21 protein-coding genes and 3 pseudogenes are annotated in these 23,112 nt (G+C 67.3%); 10 read left to right on the top strand and 14 right to left on the bottom strand.

The features are described 5' to 3' along the window. Window positions 1–22: 22 nt before the first annotated feature. The 5 genes from pgi to OHA72_RS56295 all read right to left on the bottom strand — a co-directional run bounded on the left by pgi (window position 23) and on the right by OHA72_RS56295 (window position 7,511). Window positions 23–1,651, bottom strand: a complete 1,629-nt coding sequence (gene pgi, locus OHA72_RS56315) for a glucose-6-phosphate isomerase (protein ID WP_327004327.1) — start codon at window positions 1,649–1,651, stop codon at window positions 23–25. Between the two features lie 77 nt (window positions 1,652–1,728). Next, the gene (gene tal, locus OHA72_RS56310; RefSeq protein ID WP_327004326.1) at window positions 1,729–2,802 is read right to left on the bottom strand and encodes a transaldolase; all 1,074 of its coding nucleotides are present in this window, start codon (window positions 2,800–2,802) and stop codon (window positions 1,729–1,731) included. A gap of 36 nt (window positions 2,803–2,838) precedes the next feature. After that, window positions 2,839–4,902, bottom strand: coding sequence for a transketolase (gene tkt, locus OHA72_RS56305; protein WP_442788443.1), 2,064 nt, complete (start codon window positions 4,900–4,902; stop codon window positions 2,839–2,841). Window positions 4,903–5,461: 559 nt separating this feature from the next. Continuing rightward, window positions 5,462–7,300: a sensor histidine kinase gene (locus OHA72_RS56300; RefSeq protein ID WP_327004325.1), complete on the bottom strand. Its 1,839-nt coding sequence runs from the start codon at window positions 7,298–7,300 to the stop codon at window positions 5,462–5,464. Window positions 7,301–7,376: 76 nt separating this feature from the next. Then, entirely contained in the window at window positions 7,377–7,511 is a 135-nt protein-coding gene (locus OHA72_RS56295) for a hypothetical protein (RefSeq protein ID WP_327004324.1), read from the bottom strand. 73 nt (window positions 7,512–7,584) lie between these two features. On the opposite strand from OHA72_RS56295, the gene OHA72_RS56290 reads away from it, so the two are divergent. The 6 genes from OHA72_RS56290 to OHA72_RS56265 all read left to right on the top strand — a co-directional run bounded on the left by OHA72_RS56290 (window position 7,585) and on the right by OHA72_RS56265 (window position 12,475). Then, window positions 7,585–8,565, top strand: a complete 981-nt coding sequence (locus tag OHA72_RS56290) for an AraC family transcriptional regulator (RefSeq protein ID WP_327004323.1) — start codon at window positions 7,585–7,587, stop codon at window positions 8,563–8,565. Window positions 8,566–8,687: 122 nt separating this feature from the next. Then, complete coding sequence (locus OHA72_RS56285) at window positions 8,688–9,113, top strand: winged helix-turn-helix domain-containing protein (protein WP_327004322.1); 426 nt, start codon at window positions 8,688–8,690, stop codon at window positions 9,111–9,113. Continuing rightward, on the top strand, window positions 9,095–9,700 hold the full coding sequence (locus tag OHA72_RS56280) for a transposase (protein WP_327004321.1): 606 nt from the start codon (window positions 9,095–9,097) through the stop codon (window positions 9,698–9,700). The genes OHA72_RS56285 and OHA72_RS56280 overlap by 19 nt, the downstream gene beginning before the upstream one ends. Window positions 9,701–9,759: 59 nt before the next feature. Next, complete coding sequence (locus OHA72_RS56275) at window positions 9,760–10,059, top strand: GRAM domain-containing protein (protein ID WP_327004320.1); 300 nt, start codon at window positions 9,760–9,762, stop codon at window positions 10,057–10,059. A gap of 1,028 nt (window positions 10,060–11,087) precedes the next feature. Beyond that, a complete protein-coding gene (locus OHA72_RS56270; protein ID WP_327004319.1) occupies window positions 11,088–11,780 on the top strand; it encodes a hypothetical protein in 693 nt (230 codons plus the stop codon). Between the two features lie 20 nt (window positions 11,781–11,800). Next, the gene (locus tag OHA72_RS56265) at window positions 11,801–12,475 is read left to right on the top strand and encodes an adenylate kinase family protein (RefSeq protein ID WP_327004318.1); all 675 of its coding nucleotides are present in this window, start codon (window positions 11,801–11,803) and stop codon (window positions 12,473–12,475) included. Window positions 12,476–12,642: 167 nt separating this feature from the next. On the opposite strand, the pseudogene OHA72_RS56260 reads toward OHA72_RS56265, so the two are convergent. From OHA72_RS56260 to OHA72_RS56250, 3 genes and pseudogenes are all read right to left on the bottom strand, one after another. Further along, window positions 12,643–12,861 (bottom strand): annotated as a pseudogene (locus OHA72_RS56260) (transposase); the annotation flags it as partial. Between the two features lie 81 nt (window positions 12,862–12,942). Then, window positions 12,943–13,017 (bottom strand): annotated as a pseudogene (locus OHA72_RS56255) (hypothetical protein); the annotation flags it as partial. A gap of 358 nt (window positions 13,018–13,375) precedes the next feature. Beyond that, window positions 13,376–14,785: an IS1380 family transposase gene (locus OHA72_RS56250; protein WP_327004317.1), complete on the bottom strand. Its 1,410-nt coding sequence runs from the start codon at window positions 14,783–14,785 to the stop codon at window positions 13,376–13,378. Window positions 14,786–14,915: 130 nt separating this feature from the next. On the opposite strand from OHA72_RS56250, the gene OHA72_RS56245 reads away from it, so the two are divergent. The 3 genes from OHA72_RS56245 to OHA72_RS56235 all read left to right on the top strand — a co-directional run bounded on the left by OHA72_RS56245 (window position 14,916) and on the right by OHA72_RS56235 (window position 17,629). Then, window positions 14,916–15,671 carry a DinB family protein gene (locus OHA72_RS56245; protein ID WP_327004316.1) on the top strand — a complete coding sequence of 252 codons (756 nt, stop codon included), beginning with the start codon at window positions 14,916–14,918 and terminating at the stop codon, window positions 15,669–15,671. 1,042 nt (window positions 15,672–16,713) lie between these two features. Further along, a complete protein-coding gene (locus OHA72_RS56240) occupies window positions 16,714–17,214 on the top strand; it encodes an alcohol dehydrogenase catalytic domain-containing protein (protein WP_327004315.1) in 501 nt (166 codons plus the stop codon). Further along, window positions 17,192–17,629 carry a zinc-binding dehydrogenase gene (locus tag OHA72_RS56235; protein WP_327004314.1) on the top strand — a complete coding sequence of 146 codons (438 nt, stop codon included), beginning with the start codon at window positions 17,192–17,194 and terminating at the stop codon, window positions 17,627–17,629. The genes OHA72_RS56240 and OHA72_RS56235 overlap by 23 nt, the downstream gene beginning before the upstream one ends. A gap of 74 nt (window positions 17,630–17,703) precedes the next feature. Here OHA72_RS56235 and OHA72_RS65365 read toward each other — a convergent pair. From OHA72_RS65365 to OHA72_RS56220, 4 genes and pseudogenes are all read right to left on the bottom strand, one after another. Then, a pseudogene (locus tag OHA72_RS65365) lies at window positions 17,704–18,051 on the bottom strand (Na+/H+ antiporter NhaA); the annotation flags it as partial. Between the two features lie 2 nt (window positions 18,052–18,053). Continuing rightward, the gene (locus OHA72_RS56230; RefSeq protein ID WP_327004313.1) at window positions 18,054–19,274 is read right to left on the bottom strand and encodes an MFS transporter; all 1,221 of its coding nucleotides are present in this window, start codon (window positions 19,272–19,274) and stop codon (window positions 18,054–18,056) included. A gap of 232 nt (window positions 19,275–19,506) precedes the next feature. Further along, window positions 19,507–19,959: a GNAT family N-acetyltransferase gene (locus OHA72_RS56225; RefSeq protein ID WP_327004312.1), complete on the bottom strand. Its 453-nt coding sequence runs from the start codon at window positions 19,957–19,959 to the stop codon at window positions 19,507–19,509. A gap of 76 nt (window positions 19,960–20,035) precedes the next feature. Beyond that, window positions 20,036–20,953 carry an NADP-dependent oxidoreductase gene (locus OHA72_RS56220; RefSeq protein ID WP_327004311.1) on the bottom strand — a complete coding sequence of 306 codons (918 nt, stop codon included), beginning with the start codon at window positions 20,951–20,953 and terminating at the stop codon, window positions 20,036–20,038. Between the two features lie 528 nt (window positions 20,954–21,481). Between OHA72_RS56220 and OHA72_RS56215 the strand changes: the two genes are divergently transcribed. Beyond that, entirely contained in the window at window positions 21,482–21,823 is a 342-nt protein-coding gene (locus tag OHA72_RS56215) for a hypothetical protein (RefSeq protein ID WP_327004310.1), read from the top strand. A 12-nt stretch (window positions 21,824–21,835) separates the two neighbouring features. Here the strand turns inward: OHA72_RS56215 and OHA72_RS56210 are convergent, their stop codons facing one another. Together OHA72_RS56210 and OHA72_RS56205 are read right to left on the bottom strand one after the other, a co-directional pair. Continuing rightward, a complete protein-coding gene (locus OHA72_RS56210) occupies window positions 21,836–22,513 on the bottom strand; it encodes a TetR/AcrR family transcriptional regulator (RefSeq protein ID WP_327004309.1) in 678 nt (225 codons plus the stop codon). Window positions 22,514–22,661: 148 nt separating this feature from the next. Further along, window positions 22,662–22,907 (bottom strand): transposase family protein, encoded by a 246-nt coding sequence (locus OHA72_RS56205; protein WP_442788442.1) that lies wholly within the window; start codon window positions 22,905–22,907, stop codon window positions 22,662–22,664. Window positions 22,908–23,112: the final 205 nt, after the last annotated feature.

Raw genomic sequence — 23,112 nt, 5'->3', positions numbered from 1 at the left:
TTCTCCGTTCGAACATGCACGCTCAGCCCTTCAGACTGCGGTACCGGCGGATCAGCGCGTTGGTGGACGAGTCGTGGCCGAGTTCGGGTTCGTTGTCGCTGGTCAGCTCGGGGACGATCTGCACGGCGAGTGCCTTGCCGAGCTCGACCCCCCACTGGTCGAAGGAGTCGATCCCCCAAACTGTCCCCTGGGTGAACACGCTGTGTTCGTAGAGTGCGACCAGCGCGCCGAGCAGCCGGGGCGTGAGCTTCTCGGCCAGCAGGACGTTGGTGGGCCGGTTGCCCTCCATCACCCGGTGCGGTGCGACGTCCGGTGCGGTGCCCTCGGCCCGCACCTCCTGTTCGGTCTTGCCGAACGCCAACGCCTGCGCCTGGGCGAACACGTTGGAGGACAGGATGTCGTGGTGGTCGCCCAGCGGGTTGAGGGTCTGGCCGAACCCGATCAGGTCGACCGGGACGAGTCGGGTGCCCTGATGGAGGAGCTGGTAGAAGCTGTGCTGGCCGTTCGTGCCGGGCTCACCCCAGTACACCGGGCCGGTGTCGTAGTCCACGCGGTGCCCGTCGCGGGTGACGTGTTTGCCGTTGGATTCCATGGTGAGCTGTTGCAGGTACGCCGGGAACCGTTTCAGGTACTGCTCGTACGGCATCACCCCGATGCTCTGCGCGCCGAAGAAGTTCGCGTACCACACGGTGAGCAGGCCCATCAGTGCCGGCAGGTTCGCGTCGAGCGGTGCGGTGCGGAAGTGCTCATCCATCTCGTGGAAGCCGGCCAGCATCTCGGCGAACCGCTCTGGGCCGATCGCCAGCATGGTGGACAGGCCGATGGCGGAGTCCATCGAGTACCGGCCGCCCACCCAGTCCCAGAATCCGAACATGTTCGCGGTGTCGATACCGAACTTCGCGACCCGGTCGGCGTTGGTGGATACCGCGACGAAGTGTTTGGCTACCGCGGCCTCCTCGCCGAGCTGGCTGATCACCCAGTCGCGCGCGGAGTGCGCGTTGGTGAGCGTCTCCAGGGTGCCGAAGGTCTTGGACGAGATGATGACCAGGGTCTCGTCCGCGAACAGGTCGTGGGTGGCTTCCACGAAGTCGGTGGAGTCGACGTTGGACACGAACCGGAACGTCAGGTCACGCCGGGCGTAGTGGCGCAGCGCCTCGTACGCCATCACCGGGCCGAGGTCGGAGCCGCCGATACCGACGTTGACGATGTTGCGGATCGGTTTGCCGGTGTGGCCCTTCCACGCTCCGGACCGGACCCGCTGCGCGAAGCCCGCCATCCGGTCGAGTTCCTCGTGGACCTGAGCGACCACGTCCACCCCGTCGACGACGAGGGAACGTTCCTTCGGCGTCCGTAGCGCCACGTGCAGCACCGACCGGTGCTCGGAGGTGTTGATGGGCTCGCCGGCGAACATCATGTCCCGGCGCTGTTCCAGCTGGCACTCCCGAGCGAGTTGCTGCAGCAGTTGCAGGGTCTGGTCGGTGATCCGGTTCTTCGAGTAGTCGAGGTACAGCCCGGCCGCCTCGGCGCACAGTCGCTCCCCGCGTTGCGGGTCCTCAGCGAACAGGTCCCGTAGGTGCCGTCCGCCGATCTCGGCGTAGTGGCTCTCCAGCGCCTGCCACGACGAGCACTTCCGCAGCGGCATAGCCGTCATCGAACCGTCCTCCAGTCCGTGTGATAACCGGGTCGTCGTGGTCGGGAGTTCGTTTTCCTCGGCGGGTTGTCCACGCATCAGGTGACCGCGGCGCGTTGTGCGGAGATCCGTTCGATCAGGTCGTTCCAGGCCGCGACGAACGACTTCGCTCCGTCGGCTTGCAGCTCTTCGGCGAGCTCGGCCACGTCGACGCCGGCGTCGCGGAAGCGGGCCAGCATCGCGTCGCAGTCGTCGCCGTCGGCGGGCATCGGCGCCCCGACCTCGCCATGGTCGTAGAAGGCCTGCAACGTCGCGTCGGGCATGGTGTTGATCGTGAACGGGGCGGCGAGCCCGTGCACGTAGAGCGTGTCGGAGGCCGCGGGGTCCTTGGTCTTGGTGCTGGCCCACAGCAGCCGTTGGGCGCGCCCGCCGGAGTTCTGCACGCGCTGCACCCGGTCGGAGTCCAAGAGCCGGCGGTACGCCCGGTAGGTGGCGAGCCCGACCGCGAGGCCGAGCTGTTCCTTGAGCTCCTCGGGCACGCGGGTGGCGACGGCGACGTCCCACCGGGACATGAAGACCGACGCGACCGACCCGACCGCGGGATCGAGCTGATGCTCCAGCCGGCGTTCGACGCCCGTCAGGTAGGCGTCCGCGGCCGCCTCGTACTGCTCGGGCGAGAACAGCAGGGTGACGTTCACGGGGACGCCGGACGCGACGCATTCGGTGATCGCGGGCAGGCCCTCCGTCGTACCGGGGATCTTGATGAGCAGGTTGGGTCGTGCGGCCCTGGCGTGCAACGCCTTGGCGGCGGCGATGGTCGCGGCCGTGTCGTAGGCCAGCAGCGGCGACACCTCCAGCGACACCCAGCCGTCCACGCCGTCGGTGCGGGCGTGCACGGGCAGGAACTCGTCCGCGGCCCGCCGCAGGTCCTCGATGGCCAGGTCGAAGAACAGCTCCTCGGCGGAGAGCCCGGCGCCGCTCTTCTCGCGGATCACGTCGTCGTAGTAACCGGACTCGATGGCCTTGTCGAAGATCGACGGGTTCGAGGTGAGCCCGGTGACCGCGTACCTGTCGATGTAATGCTGGATCTTGCCGGAGTCGAGCATGCCGCGGGTGATGTTGTCGAGCCACAGGCTCTGCCCGTGCTCGTGCAGGGTCTGGGTTGCCTTCACGTCGCCTCCTCGCCGGTCTGCGGGCCGCCGTGGCGGTCAGGTGCTGGCGGCCACCTGATCGCGGGCCGCCTGCGATACGCGTTCAGGGGTGAAGCCGAATTTGCGCAGGAGCTGTTTGAGGGGCGCGGAGGCGCCGAACGTGTGCATGCCGACCACCGCGCCAGTTTCACCCACGTACCGGTGCCAGCCGAACGTGGACGCCTGCTCGATCCCGACCCGGGCCCGTACCGCCGGCGGCAGCACCTGCTCGCGGTACCGGCGTGGCTGCCGGTCGAACAGCTCCCAGCACGGCATGCTCACCACCCGGGCCGTGATGCCGCCGGCGGTGAGCTCGTCGCGTGCCGCGAGCGCGAGCGCCACCTCCGATCCAGTGGCCAGCAGGATCACGTCCGGCTCGCCGGAGTCCGCATCAACCAGCACGTATCCGCCCTGGGCGACCCCCGACGCGGCGGCCAGCCGGGTCCGGTCGAGGGTGGGCAGTGGCTGGCGGGTGAGCACGAGGGCCGCGGGCTCGTGCCGTAGTCCGGCGACGATCCGCCAGGTCTCGGCCACCTCGTTCGCGTCGGCAGGGCGGAACACCAGCAGGCCCGGCGTGGCCCGCAGCGAGGCGAGCTGCTCGACGGGCTGATGGGTGGGTCCGTCCTCGCCGACCCCGATCGAGTCGTGGGTGAAGATGTGCACCGTGGGGATCTCCATCAACGCCGACAGCCGGATCGCCGGGCGGGCGTAGTCGGAGAAGATCAGGAAGGTCGACCAGTACGGGCGAAGCTTGGTCAGCGCCATCCCGTTGGCGATCGCCGCCGCCGCGTGCTCGCGGATCCCGAGGTGGAAGTTGCGTCCCGACCGGTCCTCGGGCTGGAAGTCGCCGGTGCCGGGGAACGTGAGCCGCGTTCTGGTGGACGGGGCGAGGTCGGCCGCGCCCCCCAAAAGCCAGGGCACCGCCTGCGCGAGCGCGTTGAGCACCTGGCCGGAGGAGTCACGGGTGGCGAGCCCCTTCGCATCGGCCGGGAACGTCGGCAGCGCGTCCTGCCAGCCGTCCGGCAGTTCCCGTCGCTGCATCCGCTCGATCTCGTCGGCCAACTGCGGATACTTGCTGCGGTACCCCGCGAAGCTCGACCGCCACGCGTCGCGCGCCGCGCTGCCGCGCGCGCCGATACCTCGGGCGAACCAGTCGGACACCTCGTCCGGAACGTAGAAGTCGACGTCCTCGGGCAGACCGAGGAACCGCTTGGTCTCCCGTACGGCCTGCGCGCCGAGCGGTTCGCCGTGCGCTTGCGCGGTGTCTTCGACCGGCGAACCGTACCCGATGTGGCTGTGCACCACGATCAGCGTCGGGCGCTCGTCCTCGGCCCGGAAGGTGTGCAGCGCCCGCTCCACCGCGTCGAGGTCGTTGGCGTCCGCGACGCTCGTCACGTTCCAGCCGTATGCCAGGAACCGCTCGGCCACGTCCTCGGTGAACGTGATGCTGGTGTGGCCCTCGATGGTCACCCGGTTCGAGTCGTAGATCCAGCACAGGTTCGACAACCGCTGGTGACCGGCGAACGAGGCCGCCTCCGAGGACATGCCCTCCATCATGTCGCCGTCCCCGGCGACGGCGTACACGTCGAAGTCGAAGAGCCGGAAGCCGTCGCGGTTGTACCGGGCGGCCAGCCACTGGCCGGCGACGGCCATCCCCACCGAGGTCGCGACGCCCTGACCGAGCGGCCCGGTCGTCGTCTCGACCCCACTGGTCCAGTGGTACTCGGGGTGGCCCGGGCAGCGCGAGTCCAGCTGCCGGAACGTCTTGAGGTCCTCGAGGGTCACCGAAGGACGGCCGAGCACCTCGTAATCCGGATCGACCGCCCGCACCCCGCTCAGGTGGAACAGCGACCAGAGCAGCGCCGACGCATGGCCCTCGGACAGCACGAACCGGTCCCGGTTCGGCCAGATCGGATCGGCCGGGTCGAAGCGCAGGAACCGCTGCCACAGCGTGTACGCGACCGGCGCGATCCCCATCGGCGTACCCGGGTGTCCGGACTCCGCACGCTGGACCGCGTCCATGCACAGGCCACGGACGGTGTTGATCGACAGTGTGTCCAGATCGATGGTCGTGGTGGTCACCATGACCTCCGTGGATCGTGGATCTTGGCGTGGCGCGTCAGCGTCCCCAAGCCGTGGTCGCAAGCTCTTCTAAACCAACCACCCCTTCTGTAGCAGCCGATACCCCCAGTTCTGTACCAGCCAATATCCACAGCGTCCCGACATACTCACCCGGACCGAGTGATTGTCCTGCTGTCCGCGACACGCGCAGCTGCTGCGCAGACTCTGGTCATGGATCCATCGACGACCCGCCGACTTCAGCAACGCGGCCTGTGGGGCGCCCAGTACCAGCCGTACGTCGCTTCCAAGACAACCTCCGGGCTTTGGCCCCACGAGGCGACCTGTTCGGCCAATGTGAACGGATCATTGTCGATGCGCACGGCCCGGCCCAGCCGCTCGCCCTCGGGCGTCATCCGCACGATCGCACTGCGTCGCCGGTGCAGATCTACGCCCACGTACTACCGGCCGTCATATTCGTCCACAAGGGGCCTCCTTCTTCGAAGTGGACCGTGACGATCCACAGGAAACCCCCGATCGGGGCGACTGTCACGAGGAACGGAGGCCCCGCCCCTTCATCGCATCAGGTTCCGAGTGGGAGCTCGATGAGCAGTGACGTTCCGCCTCCGGCGGGGCTGGCGATCGTCATTTGTCCGCCGAGCGCCTCGACGCGGTCGCTGAGGCCGGTGAGCCCGGAGCCCTGACCGGCGTCGGCGCCGCCGATGCCGTCGTCGCGGATCACGAGCCTCAGCACGCTGGCGTCCGATTCCACCTCGACGTGCACTTCGGAGGCATGCGCGTGTTTGGTCGTGTTGGTGAGTGCTTCGGACACGATGTAGTACGCGGCCACCTCAACAAGCTCGGGGAGGCGCTGGTTGATGCTGATGTGGACCCCGACCGGGATAGGGCAACGGCGTGCGAGCGTTTTGAGCGCCGGCGGGAGGCCGCCCTGGGCAAGGATGGCCGGGTGGATGCCCCGCGAGATGTCTTGAAGGTTGTAGAAGACGTCTGTCAGGCCGTGTACCACGTCTGACAGCTGTGTCTTGAGGCCGTTCAGCTCGGACGGCACCGCAGCCTCCGCTGCACGCAGTTGGAGCCCTAGCGACACGACGCGCTGTTGGGCGCCGTCATGCAGATCACGCTCGATGCGGCGGCGGGCCTCGTCGGCGGCTACGACGATGCGGGCACGCGAGGCCTTGAGCTCGCCGCGGCTATCGGCGTTGGCGATGGCGGTGGCGACGAGCTCCGTGAACTGGGCCAGTCGCTCCTCGGCGTCGGGCGGGGGCGGCTCGGGCCGGGCCGACGACGTTAGCATCACGCCCCACAGACGGCCCTCGACGAGGATCGGCGCGCCGACCGAGGAGCGGAGGCCGAGCTCACGGACGAGGGCGGCGATGGAGCCTGGACAATTTTCATGGTTGTCCACGCGGGCCGCGCGGCCAGTGCGGAACACCGTCCGCGCGGCACCGCTGTCCACGACAAGCCGCCTGCCGACGAGACTGCCCTGGGGTGGGTGGCTGCTCTCCCCGACGATGGTTGCAATACCTCCGGGCTCGAAGCGCATCAGCCTCGTGTCGTCTGCGTTCAACAACCGCGCCGCTTCCACGGCCACCGCGGTAAAGACCTCGGTGGGGGCGACGCCGTGCGCGACCAGCGTCGCCACGCGCCGCAGCGCCGCCTGTTCCTCGACAAGCGCCCGCAGCTCGTCGTGGCTCGTCGTCAGAGACCTACGCGTTGCCGCGCAATCGCAGACTCCGTGCAGCAGGATCTCCAACGCGGGCCCGATCCGGTCTCGGAGGCGTTGCAGCGTTGGCTCCGCCAGGTCGGCGGGGACCAGGAGGGTGGCAAGTGAACCGCCGTAGCGCAACGGGATCGCCGCCCGACGCTCGTCGCAGGCGACCGCCTCGACCTCGATGGCCGCGCACGGCAGCTCGAACGCCTGAGCAATGCGTCGTGCCACCTCCGGCAGCACCGAGGGCAGATCGTCGGGATGCAGCATGAGGTGGGCCAGGCTCGCGGTGAGGTCGGCCTCTCGGCGGCAGAGCTCGGCCGCCTGGCAGCACTCGACGGCCTCGGCGGCGCGCATGCGGGCCACGTCCGCCACCAAGCTCGTGACTAGCGCGACGGCTAGGAGGATTGCGAGCGCCAGCCAATCCTGGCCGCGAGCGGTGGCACCCGCCATGGGTGGAACGTGGAAGACGTTGAAGGCGGCAGCACTGGCCACAGACGTCACCGCCCCCAGCCACCAGCCCCACATCGTCGAAACCACCAGCACGCCAGACACGTAAACCATGGCCAGGGCACCCTCGGCCGCGACCGGCTTGAACGGATTCACCAGCAGGGTCTCCGCCACGACGAACAACGCCGCAACTGTAATCCCCGCCCCGAACGGGGGCCGGTTCGAACGCAGGATGTGCGACATCAGGCGAGTGCACACCTGCCTCGCCGCTTGGATGCGGCCGCGTGCAGGGCCGACGGGCTGACGTCGGCGACGGTTGTCACTCCGTCGCGTTTGGAGCGATGTATGCATCAGCGGTTCCGAGCCTCCCGAAGGTCGCGGCGGTGTTCTTGTCGCCGTTGCCGAGGCCGACGACAAGGATGTCGACGGCGAGGGTGTTGATCGTTCTTTCCACGCCACCAAGTCTCGGTACCTACACTTGAGGCGACAAGGCAGTGTCGTCTCACGTTCCAGCTCGAAAGTCTCACTTGGACACCGTCAGCCATCTGATCCGTCTGGCCCGCATCGACGCGAGTCTGGACACGCGCTGCATGCTCGCCGGCGCCACCCGGTTCGAGTTCGGTGCGTGCCACGAGCACGAGGCGCCGTTCCATGTCCTGCTGGAGGGAACATGTCTGCTCCGGATCGGTTCGCGCAAGCTGAGCCTGGTTCCGGGCGACGTCGTCGTGATTCCGAGCGGTGCACCACACACCATCACGACCCCTGGCCGGGGACGTCCGCAAGGAGTCGTTAAGACGAGCGGCGACGTGTTCACGACCGTGCGCAGCGCTCGCGGCGGCGAGAGCGTGATCGACCTGTTCTGCGGGCACTACACGTTCGGGCCGGGCGCCGGCACGATGCTGCTGCGCAGCCTGCCCGATCCGGTGCATGCGTCATTCGGACAGCCGGCTGGGAGTGGGATGCTGCAGACGTTGAGCAGCCTGATGCGCAACGAGGCGCAATGGCAAGGCGCCGGCACCGCGGTGATCCTGTCGTCGTTGAGCACCGTGCTCCTCGCCATGGTGTTGCGGACCTCCCGCGGTTTGGCCACCGGGGCCACCCTGTGGACCGCGGCCGGCGACAACAGGATCGCGGCTGTCATCGAACGCGTCCTCGACGACCCAGGCGCCGACTGGTCGATCAGTCGACTGTCTGCGGTGGCAGCGATGTCTCGCGCCACGTTCATCCGGCACTTCCAGCACAGCACCGCGATGACCGTCGGGGCGTTCGTCACGCGGGCGAGACTGATGACCGCCGCTGAACTGCTCCGCTCCGGCGACGACACGGTCGCGGCGATCGCCGCGCGGGTCGGCTACCGATCCGAGTCCGCCTTCAGCCGGGCCTTCCGCACCGCCTCGGGAACCACCCCGGCGCGGTTCCGACGCAGCTTTTACCACGCACAGGTACGACCACGCCCCGAGGTGAGGGGCCCGGCCGCGAGGAGTACTGAGGCTGAAGGGTCGAGGTGAGTCGATGTGGTGCGGCGTGTCGGCGTGACCCGGGTGTGGCGGGGGTTTATACCGGGGGTGTGAGGTACGCCGATGGTGGCGGGCTGAACGCGAAGGGCCGGGCCCGTCGGGAGATGGTACGGATGCGGGCCGCTGATCTGTTCGAGGAGCAGGTGCCGGCCGGGCGGGTCGCGGTGTGGTTGGGGGTCTCGGCGAAGTCGGCGTATCAGTGGCAGCGGACCTGGCGGCGTGAGGGACGTGGTGGGTTGCGGTCTCGGGGTCCGAGCGGGGGCCGGTGCCGGTTGGACGGGCGTCGGGTGGAGCGGTTGCGGGCGGAGCTGAAGCGGGGTCCGGCGGCGCATGGCTGGGTGGAGGATCAGCGGTGGACGCTGCCGCGGGTCGCGGTGCTGATCGGCCGGCTGTTTCACGTGCGGTACACCGAGCGGGGCGTGTCGTACCTCTTGCACCGCATGGGTTGGAGCCCGCAGATGCCGGTACACCGGGCGGTCGAGCGGGACGAGGCGGCGGTGGCGGTGTGGCGGGAGGAGACGTGGCCGCGCCTCAGATGACGGCCCGGGCGCTCGGGGCGTGGGTGTGCTTCGAGGACGAGGCCGGGCAGTCACTACGGCCGCCGAAGGCCCGCACCTGGTCCAGGCGCGGCAGCACGCCGGTGGTGGCGGTGTCGGGGAAGGGCTCTGGGCGGGTGTCGATGGCCGGGCTGATCGCCGCCCGGCCGGGGCTGCGGACCCGGTTGTTCTTCCGCATCCACGTCTACCACGGCCGCAAACACGAGCCGAAGGGCCTGTCCGAGGCCGACTACATGCGGCTGCTGACCGCGGTCCACGCCCAGGTGCGGGCACCGCTGATCCTCGTGTGGGACAACTTGAATCACCATGTCAGTACGGTGATGCGGGCGTTCGTCGCAGCCCACGACTGGCTGAGCGTGGTCCAGCTGCCCGCGTACACGCCGGAGCTGAACCCGGCCGAGGGCGTGTGGTCGCACCTCAAACGCGGGCTGGGCAACCTCGCCGCCTGCAGCACCGATCAGCTCGCCGTGATCGTGCGGACCCGGCTCAAGAGCATGCAGTACCGACCCGACCTCCTCGACGCCTTCATCGCCGAAACGGGACTCGCCCTACAACCCGAACAACCGTAATCACCGACCTTTCAGCCTCGGGTAGTAGGCTCTCGGCGGATGAACATAAGGATGGTCCCGTGAACGACAAGGATGGCGTGTTGTTGCGTGTTAACGCAAACTTGTGGCGTGGTAGGGAGGCAGTCGGTGGTCGCCTCACCTTGACTCGGGACTGCTTGTCTTTCCGTGCGCATGCATTGAACATCCAGACCGAACCGCTGGACCTTCCGCTTGGCCATATCGCATCTGTGCAGAAGTACAACCATCTCAGAATCATCCCGAATGGACTTTCCGTAACGACGACGTCAGGTGCTGTTTTTCACTTCGTTCTCTTCAAGCGAGACCGTATCGTTGCCGCCATCGAGGCCAGCCGGTTGTAGAGCGCCAGTGGCATCGCTGGTCCGAGGCGTCGCCGCCAGTCAGACCCCAGCGGCCTATGGAACGACCACGATGCAGGCGACTACAAGACCATCCCCTGCAGTGACCCGACGATGTGCGATAACCGCAACCCGTATGGACCAGGTGGCACTCCGCCTACCAGCGGCGGGGAAGTGGCAGCGGCGGCGGGGGCGCACCGAGCCAGAAAGACATTGACAAAGCGAAGAACGCCCCGCCACGCCGCGACCCGCCCGGCCGGCACCTGCTCCTCGAACAGATCAGCGGCCCGCATCCGTACCATCTCCCGACGGGCCCGGCCCTTCGCGTTCAGCCCGCCACCATCGGCGTACCTCACACCCCCGGTATAAACCCCCGCCACACCCGGGTCACGCCGACACGCCGCACCACATCGACTCACCTCGACCCTTCAGCCTCAGTAGCAGCCGGGCAGACCGCCGCATCTGAGGCGTCAGGCTGACACGCGCGTCCAATGTCAGCCTTTGACGTACAGTTCCCTGGCGCGGGCCGCGAGGTCCGGGCGTGGCCCTCGCCGACCTGCACAACACACGCGGCCCGACGCGGCGACACCTCGCGAATCCGAGCCCGGCGGACGGCGCCGCGCGCAGTCGAGGCAGTCGTGACTCGGCCAGCATGGCCAGTGGTGACGAGAGACCGGCCGCTCGCACAAGGTCATCCAGCCGGTCGCGTTCATCTCCGCGGGGGAACACCGGCGAGGTCTGTGAGTGCTGGTCGGAGATCATCGCGAAAGTGCTCACACTTGCAACAGCCGCGGCGGCCGGATCGGCGCCCGAGCCGACCGTGGATCTATCCCAGTCCTGCCTCTCGCTCCCAAACGGAGGGACGCCCGAAACCAGGTGTCGGAGCCGGTAGATCCCGGAAGCGATGGGGTACGTGCCCGGTGTGACGGAGCACCAGGAACTCGGCCTTACCGACATCCAGCGTGTACTGTGCCAATTCATCGCACCTGGTGTGAGCTGCTGTTTCGCGACCCCGGCACAGGATGGCGGGGGTGTTCGTTCGGTTGCTGTACTTGAGCGCGGTGCGCGTGTTCGGCTGGCTGCCGCAGGCTACACGGAGCGAGTCCGCGATGGTCGCGGAGTTGCTGGTGCTGCGCCACGAGGTTGCTGTACTGCGACGCCAGATCGGCCGGCCGCAGCTGTCGTGGCCGGAACGTGCGGTGTTGTCCGCGCTGGTCCGGGCATTGCCGCGAGAACTGTGGCAACACCGGATCGTCACCCCGGCGACCCTGCTGGCCTGGCACCGCCGGCTGGTTCGCCGACATTGGACCTATCCGAACCAGCCGGGACGGCCACCGATCAGCGACGAGATCCGTGACCTGGTTCTGCGCCTGGCCAGGGAGAACCCCAGCTGGGGGCATCAACGCATCCAAGATGAGCTCGTCGGGCTCGGCCACCGGGTCGGCGCCGGCACCATCCGCCGGGATTCCGGTGACCGAGGTGGCCGAGCGGTTCGGGGTGTCCCGGCAGGCGGTGCATCGGTGTCGACCTCGCCGCCCTGGTCGAGACCGATCCTGCCGTCTGACCTGCAGTCGGCGTCGCTGCCTGTCAGGACGGCTGCGGTGTGGGCAGTCGTGGTACTGCCGCAGCGGTGCTCGACGGACCGATGGTCGGCGAGCTGGGTTGGCGTCGGTGGCGCTTGGCACCGATGCGGCTGGCTTGGCATGATTGAAGCGAGGAGGTAAGAGGGCGAGGAGGCGAGATCATGCGGATTCTGATGATCGCGCCCCCGGGTGCGGGCAAGGGAACACAGGGCGCGCTGATCGCCGCTCATTTCGACATCCCCTGTATTGTGATAGGCGAGAAGCTGCGCGATCACGTCGCCCGGCAGACGGATATCGGCCAGGCCATTCAGAGTCACCTCGAACGTGGGCAACTGGTACCCGACGAGATCGTGATGGACTTGGTCCGCGAGGGGTATATCGCTGCCAGGTCGGCCGGCAGTGAGTGTGTGGTTGACGGGGTGCCGCGCACGCTGGCCCAGGCCCGGCAGATGTACGTGATCGGCGTGGAGCTGAAGATGACCGCGAACATTGCGCTGCATCTGGCGGCCGACGACAAGGAGGTGACGCGACGGCTGTTGGCGCGGGCCGTCGTCGAGCGCCGCTCCGACGACACCGAGGACGTCATCCGGCAGCGGCTGGAGTTGTACCACCAAGTGACACACCCGATCCTCGCGTGGTACGCCGAGCGCGGCATCCTGGTGTCGGTAGACGCAATGCGCCCCGCCTCGAGGGTCGGCCGGGAGATCATCGTTGCGCTTAAGGCGATGCGCCCACTGGTCGACTACGTTCCCGAACACTTGCGCCGGCCGGTCGACCTCACCGGCCTCGACGCCGCCTTCGGATACGCCGACACCGACACCGCGACACAAGGCTGAACGTCCTGCTGTCGGTCACGCCCGCAGGTAGCGATACCGCCGCCCCTCACGAACCACACAGCGACTTATTCAGCCAGCGTCTAGTAGCACTTCGTTGGGTTGTTTCATCATATGGGCGTTTGCGGGTCTGGCATGCGCCAGCCACAACGGTGAGCAGTTGTTGCAGCTCACGCAGCACGGCATAGAGGGTCAGGCCGGCGCATCGCTTTTGGGTCGAGGCGCAGCAGGGTGCAAAACGCTTGAGCGAGCACGGTGAGGGTGACGTGGCGGTGCCAGCCGACGAAGCTGCGGCCTTCGAAATGGTCGATCCCGAGACCGGTCGTGAATTCACGGTAGTCGTGTTCGACCCGCCACCGCAGTTTCGCAAGACGAACCAGAGCCTTCAGCGAAGTACGGGCATCGACGTACGCCGCCGGGTCGATCGCTTCGACCGCCCACCGGGCCACGTTCATCCGCACCGTCGTGTAGTCCCACGTTGAGGAGGTCACGAACTGCTGCAACTGCTGATGATCGACGCCGAGGCGTTCCGCCGTCGGCCGCATCGACTTGCGCGCCGTCGGTGAGCAGCCCACGCACATACAACCCGCTCTTGGCCCGCTGATCCGACCGCGCGACCGCCCCCTCCAGCATCCGCGCGGTGAACTCGACCAGCCGTGGACGTACCTGCCCGATCTCCGGTGGAGCCACACCGCAATTCAACCACCATCCACAATGGACGCCCACACGACACGACGCAACCTAACAAAGCACTATTAGCCTCGGTCTTTCGCTAAGTGTTGATCAAGGGAGGTGTTCTGAGAGTTGATCTTTCTTGGTCCGGGGTTCGGCGTTTGGGCGTGACGGTGGTCCGGCGCGTGGCCGGGTTCCTCCAGGGCTGATCGCAGGGTCGGTTGGGTTGGTTCAGCCGACCGGTCGGGGCAGTGCGGCGAGACGACTGTACGCAGCGACGAGATCTGTTGCCCAGGGCCAATGTTCGGCGATGCGAAGGCGGATGCGGCGGGCCGAGGTGGTGAGGCGTGCGGCGATGTGCAGCAGTCGGTAGCGCAGCTTCTTCGGTTCGGCGACGGCGAGGTCGCCGTGCAGGAGCAGCATCTGGGTCCAGGAGAGCAGGTCGATGCCGGTCAACGCGAGTTGCAGCCAGGCGGCGTTGATGGCGAAGACGCGGGAGGGGAACCGGCCGAAGCCGGTGTCTTTCCCGGTGCGGATGCGGTCTTCGACGCGGGCGTGGCCGCGGTGGCGGGCCTCGAGGAACTGCACCGACCCGCCACCGGCTGGGGTGTCGGTCGCCATGACCTGATGGCGTAAGCCTTCGACGGTGTCGAACAGCGACAGTTGGGCACCCGGGTGCGGCACTTCGCGGCGGGCGATGAACCGGGTCCCGGGCGGGAAGCCGTCGTCCGGGACGAGACCGGTCAGTTCGCACACGTCGGCGCCGTCACGGGGTTCCCCGTCACTGTCGAGGGCCGGCACCCACCGACTGTACGTTTTGGCGGTCAGGATCGCCTGCCGGATCGGTTCGGTGATCGCGACTCCGACGGAGAATCTGGCGTCGACACCGTCACCGCGCAGGCCACGGATGTGGGCGAGCAGACCCTGGGTGCAGCCGGCCGAGTCGGCGCGGATCAGGATCGGGGTCCCGTGCCGGAACTGGTCCGGGATCTGGGTGAGCGCGTCGTCCAGGACGGTGATGTGGTCGGCGGTGGTGTTCGACCCGGCCCGCCCTTCACGCAGCATCCCGGACAGCGCTTCGCGGGTGTTGTCCAGGAAGCAGAACAGCGGGTGGTAGCCGAACGAGCGTTTCCAGGTCGGTGTGGCCGCCTCCTTCTCGGAATGGCAGATGACGATGGAGGCGTCCAGATCGAGGACCAGGCCGGGAACGGGTAGCCCGGCCGCGGTCGTTTCCGGCGGCCCACTACGGACGTCGATCCGTTGCGCCCAAGCGGTTTCCCGCGCCTGCGCCCGCGCGGTGGCGAGCCGGCGCAGCATGTCACTGTCCATCATGGACAGCAGCCGCCACGCGGTCGGGTCGGACGCGACCGGCCCGAACAACTGCGCCTGGTCCCGCAGCACGGCCAGGTCCGCGATCGCCTCACCACCGTCGGCCAGCATGACGGCCAGATCGACCGCGACCCGACCAGGATCGTGACCACCGCGACGCTGCCGCACACCGGCGAGCGCATCGCTGCACGCCGCGGTCAGGCCAGTCACTGCGGCGACATCGGCGAGGAGCCGGGCACCGGCATGGCTGACCACGCCACGCCCGTCACCACTCACCACGATCTTCGGGCGCGCTCCGGTACGCTTCACCATGCAAATGCCCTCCGGGCGGGATGGATATGACCCTAGACAAGTCCTATCTTCCCAGCTCAGACGGCACCTGTTCTCTATTGACCCACCATGTGGGCAGCCCATAACGAAGGGCTGAGGCTAGGATCCGGCGATGGCAACCTATAGCGGACCGGATGACCTGAGCGGCACCGAGTTCATCGAGACAAACTTTGCGGGCAGCGTGTTTCGCGAGGTGGATCTTAGCGGTGTCCGGATCCGCGGTGCCCTGCTCAACGGCGCCGACCTCGACGGGGTGATCGACGGGCTGCGGGTCAACGGCGTCGAGGTTGCACCGCTGGTCGAGGCCGAGCTGGACCGTCTGCACCCGGAGCGCACGCGACTGCGTCCGTCCACACCGGACGGTATGCGGATCGCATGGGAGACGGTCGAGGCGTTCTGGGCGCCGACGATGGCGCGGGCGGGATCGATGCCGGAGCAGGACGTTCACCGGTCGGTGGACGGGGAGTGGTCGTTCGTGCAGACGCTGCGGCATCTGGTGATGGTCACCGACCTGTGGTTCGGCCAGGCGGTGCTGGGGCGGGACCGGCCGTACCATCCGCTCGGGCTGCCGGCGGCGTTCATCACCAACGGCGCGGACCTCGGCATGGACCTGGCTGCCGAGCCGAGCCTCGCCGAGGTAGCGGCGGTCCGGGCCGACCGTGTGGCCGAGGTGCGGGAGTTTCTCGCCACCGCCACCCAGGAGGACCTGGACCGGGTCCGCGAGCCGGAGGTGCCGTCCGGCTGGCCTTCGCCGGCCCCTCGTGCCGCCTCCGCGTGCCTGCGGGTCATCTTCAACGAGGAGTGGGCACACCACAGCTTCGCCGTCCGCGACCTCGACACGATGGGAGACTCGACGAGCGCGATCTGACGTCGGCAAGGCCGGTCACTGCGGCGACATCGGCGAGGAGCCGGGCACCGGCATGGCTGACCACGCCACGCCCGTCACCACTCACCACGATCTTCGGGCGCGCTCCGGTACGCTTCACCATGCAGGTGCCCTCCGGGCGGGATGGATATGACCCTAGACAAGTCCTATCTTCCCAGCTCAGACGGCACCTGTTCTCTATTGACCCACCATGTGGGCAGCCCATAACGAAGGGCTGAGGTTAGCCGACATGGCGCACCACGCGACCCTGATGAGCGAGAAGGCCCACCCGATGGCGACTGCACCTAATCTCATGAGCGTCGATCCTTCGCGCCGTTCTTACCGACAACTTTCGCGAATCGCGCTCGTTCCTCGAGGCCCTCGCCCCACAACCCCTACCGATCAGCGTGGTGAGACGCCGGGGGTTGGTGGCGCAAACGCTGGTGAATCAATATTTGCTTGACGATCATGAGGGAAACGCGATGCCACTGCTCAACCCGGGAGACCCGTTCCCGGCCCTGGGCCTTACCCAGCCAGGTGGTCAGCAACTCGCCCTTCCGGATGCGTTCGCCGGCAGTCGACCGGGTTTGTGCTCGACCCGACCGGGTACGTAGTTTTCCAGCGTCCACTCTGCGGAGCCATCAGACAAGTCGTACCGGACAACGGCATTGGACTGGTTCGCGACCTGGGTGAACACCGGGCGTAACCATGGCTAGTCGGCACAGGCCGTGCGGCACGGTGACACGATCTACATGTCCGGACAGTTCTCACATCGCCGCGAACAGTTCCACGCGCCCGCACCAGCCGACACGGACAACACGATCACCGACGTTTCTGCGATGGCGGAGCAGATGCGGCAGACGTACGCCAACCGTACGCCAACGCCGAGGACGTGCTGAGCCGCTTCGAAGCATCGCTCGACGACGACGCCCTCGCGCCACAACCCCTACCGATCAGCGTGGTGAGACACCGAGGTCTGGTGCCACTAACACTGGTGAACCGAAAAATGCCGTGTAGGCGAGGACCGGGTGCAGGGAGGTGCCCGATGAAGGCGATCGTGGTGACGGACCAGGCTGCGGGAACGGCTGGGATGACGCTGGTGGAGCGGCCCGAGCCGACGGCCGCGATCAACGACGTCGTCGTTCAGGTTCATGCGTCGGGATTCACCTCGGGTGAGCTGACGTGGCCCTCGACCTGGACCGATCGCCTCGATCGTGACCGGACACCGTCGATTCCCGGGCAAGAGCTGGCCGGAGTGGTCACCGCTCTCGGTTATGGCACGACGGGGCTGTCGACGGGACAGCGGGTGTTCGGTCTCACGGACTCGTATCGCGGCGGCGGGCTGGCGGAGTATGTGGCGATCGAGGCACGCAACCTCGCGCCGCTGCCGGGCGACGTCGACTTCACGGTGGGCGCGAGCCTGCCGATGCGGTCTGACTGCGTGGCAAGGGCTGTTCGAGCACGGCCGCCTTCAGGCGGGGCAGAGCGTCCTCGTGCACGGCGCGGCCGGCGCAGTCGGGACGATGGTGACTCAGCTCGCACGTGAGTTCGGCGTCTACGTCATCGGTACCGGGCGCGCTGCCGACCGTCAGAAGGCGCTCGACTTCGGCGCGCAGGAGTGCGTCGACCTCGACAACGACGCCCTGGAAGACGTCAGCGGCGTCGACCTGGTGTTCGATGTCATCGGCGGCGACATCCAGAGGCGGTCCGCGGGCGTGATCCGGGCCGGAGGAACTCTGGTGACCGTCGTCGGGCCGCCCGAGGCGCGGCCCGCCGACGGCTTGGCGATCGACTTCGTCGTCGAGTCCGATCGCACCCAACTGGGTGAGATCGTCCACCGGGTGCGGGACGGACGACTGCGGACAAACATCGGCAACATCGCAACCCTCGACGATGCCGTCGCCGCCCTCAACCCGACTGAGCGGATCAAGGGGAAGACGATCATCCGCGTTCGTCCGTGAGGACTCGGGGACGCGATCGCGAGCACGAAGGCGATGACGGATGCCGCGAGCACACCCACTCGCGTTTCGTTCTGCGCAAGCTCGTCGTCGATCGCGAGGTCGACGATGAACAGCGAGATGGTGAATCCGATCCCGCACAGCGCTGCACCGCCGAGGATGCGATCGAGGGTGGGTCCCGCTCCGAACTCGCCGAGCCCCAGACGCCGGAGGAGCTCACTCGAACCGAAGACGCCGAGGAGCTTGCCGACGACCAGGCCCACGGCGATGCCCTGCGTCAGAGTGGAGCCGGCCGCGTCGGCGAGGATCTCGGGGCTCAGCATGACGCCCGCGTTGGCGAGGGCGAACGGCGGAAGGATGACGTACGCGACGTACGGGGCGTAGGCGGACTGGAGGCGCTCGTTAATCGAGATGGACTCGCGCATGATTACTCGCCGGGCTGGCTGTTCCCGGTCGTGTCGGTGTCCGGGTGGCGTGCAGCGAGGCCAGTGAACAGGGTGGCGATGAGGGCAAGTGCGCCGTATCCGAGGGCGATCTGCGGTAGCGAGAAGATGTTGGAGAGTTGGCCGGAGATGAGGCTGGGGAAGGCGGCCGCGCTGTAGCAGATGAGGTAGATGATGCTGAACATCGGTGCCCGGTCGGCCAGGGTGCTGCCGTGCAGCAGGCCGCGGGTGGCGGCGCTGATGGCGATGCCTTGACTGACGCCGGCGACGACGGTTGCGGCGATGAACAGTACGAGTGTGCCGGTGGCGATTGCTGTGATGATGCTGATCCATCCAGCCAGGAAGATGATCATGCCGAGGCGTTGGGCTGTCGCGGGTGTGAACCGGCCGCCGAGGGGAGCGCCCAGAGCGCTGGGGGCCATGTAGGCGGCGAACACCAGCCCGAGGACGAGCGGGCTGCGCGTGTGGAGTTGATCTTCGACTAGCGTTGGCACGAAGGCCTGATAGAAGGCCCCGGTCGCCCAGGTGGCGAGGAACACCGCTGCCGCGACGGGGAGCAGATGCCTGACCCGGGCCGGTACGCGAACCTGGGGTCGCAGTGACAACCAAGCGCCCGGCGACGGAGTTGCAGTCTCCGGGCTGACAGCGACGAGTGCGGCAGACAGGAGAAGGAGGCCGACGGCGACCAGGTAGATGAGCTCGCGTGGCCAGGGGCCGAACTGGACCAGGGCGCCGGAGGCGATGGCGCCGACGGCGAGGCCGAGCATGACCGTCTGGCTGGAGGCGACGGAGGCCAACCAGGCCGGCCTGGCCGGTGCGGCATCGACGATGTAGGAGGTGAGGCTGGTGCTGGCCAGCCCGGCACCGAGGCCCATCAGGAGCCGACCGGCGATCAGTATGCCGATGTCGTGCACGTTCAGCAGCAGCAGACAGCCCAGCACAAGCAGGCCGAGGCTCGCGATCGAGGTGGGCCGGCGGCCGAGATGATTGGACAGCCGTCCCATCATCAACAGTGTGGTGAGAGTGGCAGCGGAATAGGCGACGACGGTCATCGCGATGCCGGCGTTGGTGAACCCGTCCTCGGCCCGGTAGACGTTGAAAAGCGGGATCGTCGAGCCTACCGCGGCAAACGCGGCCACCAGGGAGCCCACCGCAGATACGAAGGCCAGCCGAAGCGACCCGCCCCGGCTGACCTTGTTGATCACTGGTGCCACGTTCTGCATCGAGCGGTGCCTTTCTCTTGTTCTGAACTAGGCCGGCCGCGAATAGGCCAGATGGCGACCCACGCGACATCGGTAAGCGAGAAGGCGCAACGAATGGCGTCCTCCGTGACCTGATTTGTGCCGATTCGTCACGCCGTCTTACTTACAACGTCACGATTTCGCTCGTTCCTCGACGCCTTCCCGCCGACCACCAGCAGGTGCGGAGTACCAAAGGTCATCGGTGGCCTTTGGTTACTCCCGGGTGCTTCGGGTCGATGAGATCGGCGTACTCGGGGTTGTGCTCGATGAAGGTGTGCACCATCGGGCACATGATGGTGACCGTCTTGCCTTGCGTCCGCACGTCGTCGAGGACGTGTCTGATCAGCTCTGTGGCGATGCCCTGTTTGCGGAACTCGGGGAGCACTGAGGTGGCCAGCAACACGAGCCGGTCGTCGCCGGCGACGTTGTATGGCAGGCCGGCAATCTCGCGGTCGCCCACGATGGCCTCGTAGATGCCGGTTTTCTCGTCGTTGACGACTGCGAAGTCGAACGCGGGAGCGTGGGGATCGTCGGTTACCTCGTCGATGAGGACGATCTGATCCTGACTGAGGGCGCCCTTCCCACCGAGGTATCCGGCCTCATCGGGGTACTCGAAGGCGTATCGGGCCGGCTCAGTCGGGTCGGTCATGGGGGGGTATCCCTTCGTTGATAGTTCGTTCGCCGGCCGAGGCCGCTCGTTCTTGTTCTTAGGTGTGCCGAGTCCTTTAGGGGCGAACGCGGATGATCGTCTTCCCCTTGATCCGCTCGGTCGGGTTGAATGCGGCGACGGCGTCGTCGAGGGTTGCGATGTTGCCGATGTTGGCCCGCAGTCGTCCGTCCCGGACCCGCTGGACGATCTCACTCAACTGCGCGCGATCGGCCTCGACGACGAAATCGACTGCCAGGCCGTCCGCGGGCTGCGCTTCGGGCGAGCCGGCAATGGTCACCAGCATTCCGCCAGCTCGAACCAAACCCGCAGACCGCTTCCCAATGTCGCCACCGATCACGTCGAAGACCAGGTCGACGCCGCCGACGTCTTCCAGCGCGTCGTTCTCAAGGTCGACGAACTCCTGTGCACCGAAGTCGAGTACGATCTGCCGGTCGGCGGTACGTCCGGTGCCGATGACGTAGGCGCCGGCCTCTCTGGCCAGTTGAGTCACCATCGAGCCGACTCCACCGGCCGCACCATGCACGAGAACGCTCTGGCCCACCTCGGAGCGGCCGTGCACGAACAGTCCCTGCCACGCGGTCAGACCCGAGATCGGCAGGCTTGCGCCCACCGTGAAGTCGACATCACCCGGCAGGGGCGCGACGTTACGCGCCTCGATCGCCACGTACTCGGCCAGAGTGCCGTCGCGAGCCCAGTCCGCGAGCCCGAACACCCGTTGTCCCACCGACAGTCCTTTCGTGCCGTAGCCGAGCGCGGTGACCACTCCGGCCACCTCGTGGCCAGGGATCGACGGTGTGCGGTCGCGGCCGAGGCGATCGGTCCAGGTTCCGGGCCACGTCAGCTCGCCGGGGGTGAATCCCGACGCATGAACCTGAACAACGACGTCGTTTGTCGCCGGTTCCGGCTCGGGCCGCTCCACCAGCGTCATCCCGGCCGTTCCCGCAGCCTCATCTGTCACCACAATCGCCTTCATCGGGCACCTCCTCGTCACGTGGAACCTAGCCGTTCCATGCGCGCTAGGGGTCCAACGTACATGGACTATCTCGTCCACACCAAGTGCCATCTGGGGGCTCCCGAGTAACGAGGCCTTCGCTCGCAAGCGCCGTTGGCGGGTGACAGGATGCAGCTTGACGTGGGGGTATGAACGCGCCGCCGCGCACCCAGGCCTCACCCAAGGAGTTGACGCAGCTGGCGTGATTTGGACGATAGAGTCCGACGAATGGTGCGCGAACGGCGCGGAGCGCATGCCGCAACCGGGCAGACATCGACATCTCCTCACTCGCCAGGCGGCTGGAGGCCGACGAGCTGCTGGACCACATCGTCCACAACAGTCAGGGAGAGCCCAAAACGGAGATTGCGAATGGATGCTACAGACCACCACCGTGAGGGTTCACCGATGGACCGCGGCGGATGCTCGCGCGTAGGGGCTATCGCTGACCCGCCCAGCGATGCCTTGGCCTTGGGAGGGCCGCTACTGTGCAGCCTGGACTCACTCGATGACTTGGCGCGCTGGCGCGATGAGGTCATCAACCTGCACCGGCAAGTGATCCTCGGCACCTCCGCTGTGCCCGATGTTGCCAGCTGCGCGTGCAACGGCGCCGGGTCGCGAGTGGCGCGTCCCGTCGCGACCGCCACACTGGAGGCGTTGTTGGCAGCCGGCATCGACCGAATGCGGGAGAACGGCGAACTGGCGGTCGACGCCGATCCGGCCAGACTGGCGACGGGCTTGACAGCCGCGTTGCAGGGCGGATCGCTGCTGGCGAAAACAACCCGTGACATCGTCCCGCTGGAAGCCGCGCTCGACGCGGCGCGGAGCTGTCTTCGCTCGCATTCCGCCGGATGAGCACTGCACTTATCAGGCCGAGAGAAACATCCTGACATGATCGAGCGCCATGTTGAGCGCAATCTCCATGGGTGTGACGTCATGAGCGGCCTGGGCCAACAGGTAGCCCCCTTGCAGCGCTGCCATCAGCCCGATCGCGAGCTTCCGAGGGTCGGCGTCGGCAGCGAGTGTCCTGGCATCCTGCATGCGACGCAGGCCGGCCTCGATGAGTTTTTCCCACTCGTCGAAGGTCTCCGCCACGGCCATGCGGGCGACCTCGTCCTGGTCGGAGACCTCCCCGGCGATCGAGCCGAGGACGCAGCCGTATGCGCCCTTTTGCAGTGAGTTGCGCTGGACGAGTGCGTCCCTCCACCGAACCAGACCATTGAACGATCTGAGGCGTTGAAGCGCAGCATGCTCGCGCTCCATGACCTGTTCCGCGCGGAGCAGAACCACGGCGCGGACCAGCTGCTCCTTGTCGGCGAAGTGGTTGTAGAGCTGAGATTTGCTCGTGCCGCTCGCGGCGCGGACCTCGTCCAGAGTGGTCGAGCTGACCCCCTTCACGTACATGAGCTCGGCCGCGGCCTCGATGATGCGCCGCCTCGTCGCCGCGCCGCGAGGTGTCAGCCTCGACTCCTCTCCGGCGCTCTCTGACCTGGTCACAAAGGCAAGGCTACCGGCCTGGATAATCGGCACCGGTTCATCGATCATCCGCGTGTTCAACGGAAGACTGCACGACCGACGCTGAGGCCACGAAGAAACTGGACCTTAAGGATGCGGTCGAGCTGGTCCGCTCGTCGCCCTGTCGAACGATTCGTGAGGTTGGCCGAGAACTCGGCGTGAACCACGAGACCCTGCGTCACGAGGTTCGGCCGTACTCGACATGTAGGACGACAAGTACGGCTCTGACGATCTTGTCGATATTCCGGTCGCAGGGGCTGACGTTACGCAGTGCCTTGAAGGTGGTCTTGAGCAGGGAATTGCCGCGTTCGCCGATATCCCGGAGGCCGTTGTGGACCTTGTTGTAGGTCTTCTGGACGTCGGTAGGCTGCCCGCCCTTGGGTTTCTGCGTGGTTGTTCGGCTGCTGTACCTGACCGTGAGCAACGGCTCTGCTGCTCGGCCACCCAGGGCAGCGGGTGGACCGGGGCAGTCGGGAAGCGGACGGGGCACCGCCAGCCAGCCGTCGGGGCACGGTAGCGCCTATGGTGCTGCGGGTGACCGATCCTTCCAGCGCCCACCGCAGCGTCGTCGGCGACATCATCGCCGCGCCCCGCGGCCGAGCCTCCGTCGGACGCGCCGGACCTGCGGA

The sequence above is a fragment of the Dactylosporangium sp. NBC_01737 genome, assembly GCF_035963215.1.
Lineage (GTDB): Bacteria > Actinomycetota > Actinomycetes > Mycobacteriales > Micromonosporaceae > Dactylosporangium.
The sequence above is the reverse complement of the archived record's forward strand: the minus strand, read 5'-3'. Positions and strand labels throughout refer to the sequence as shown.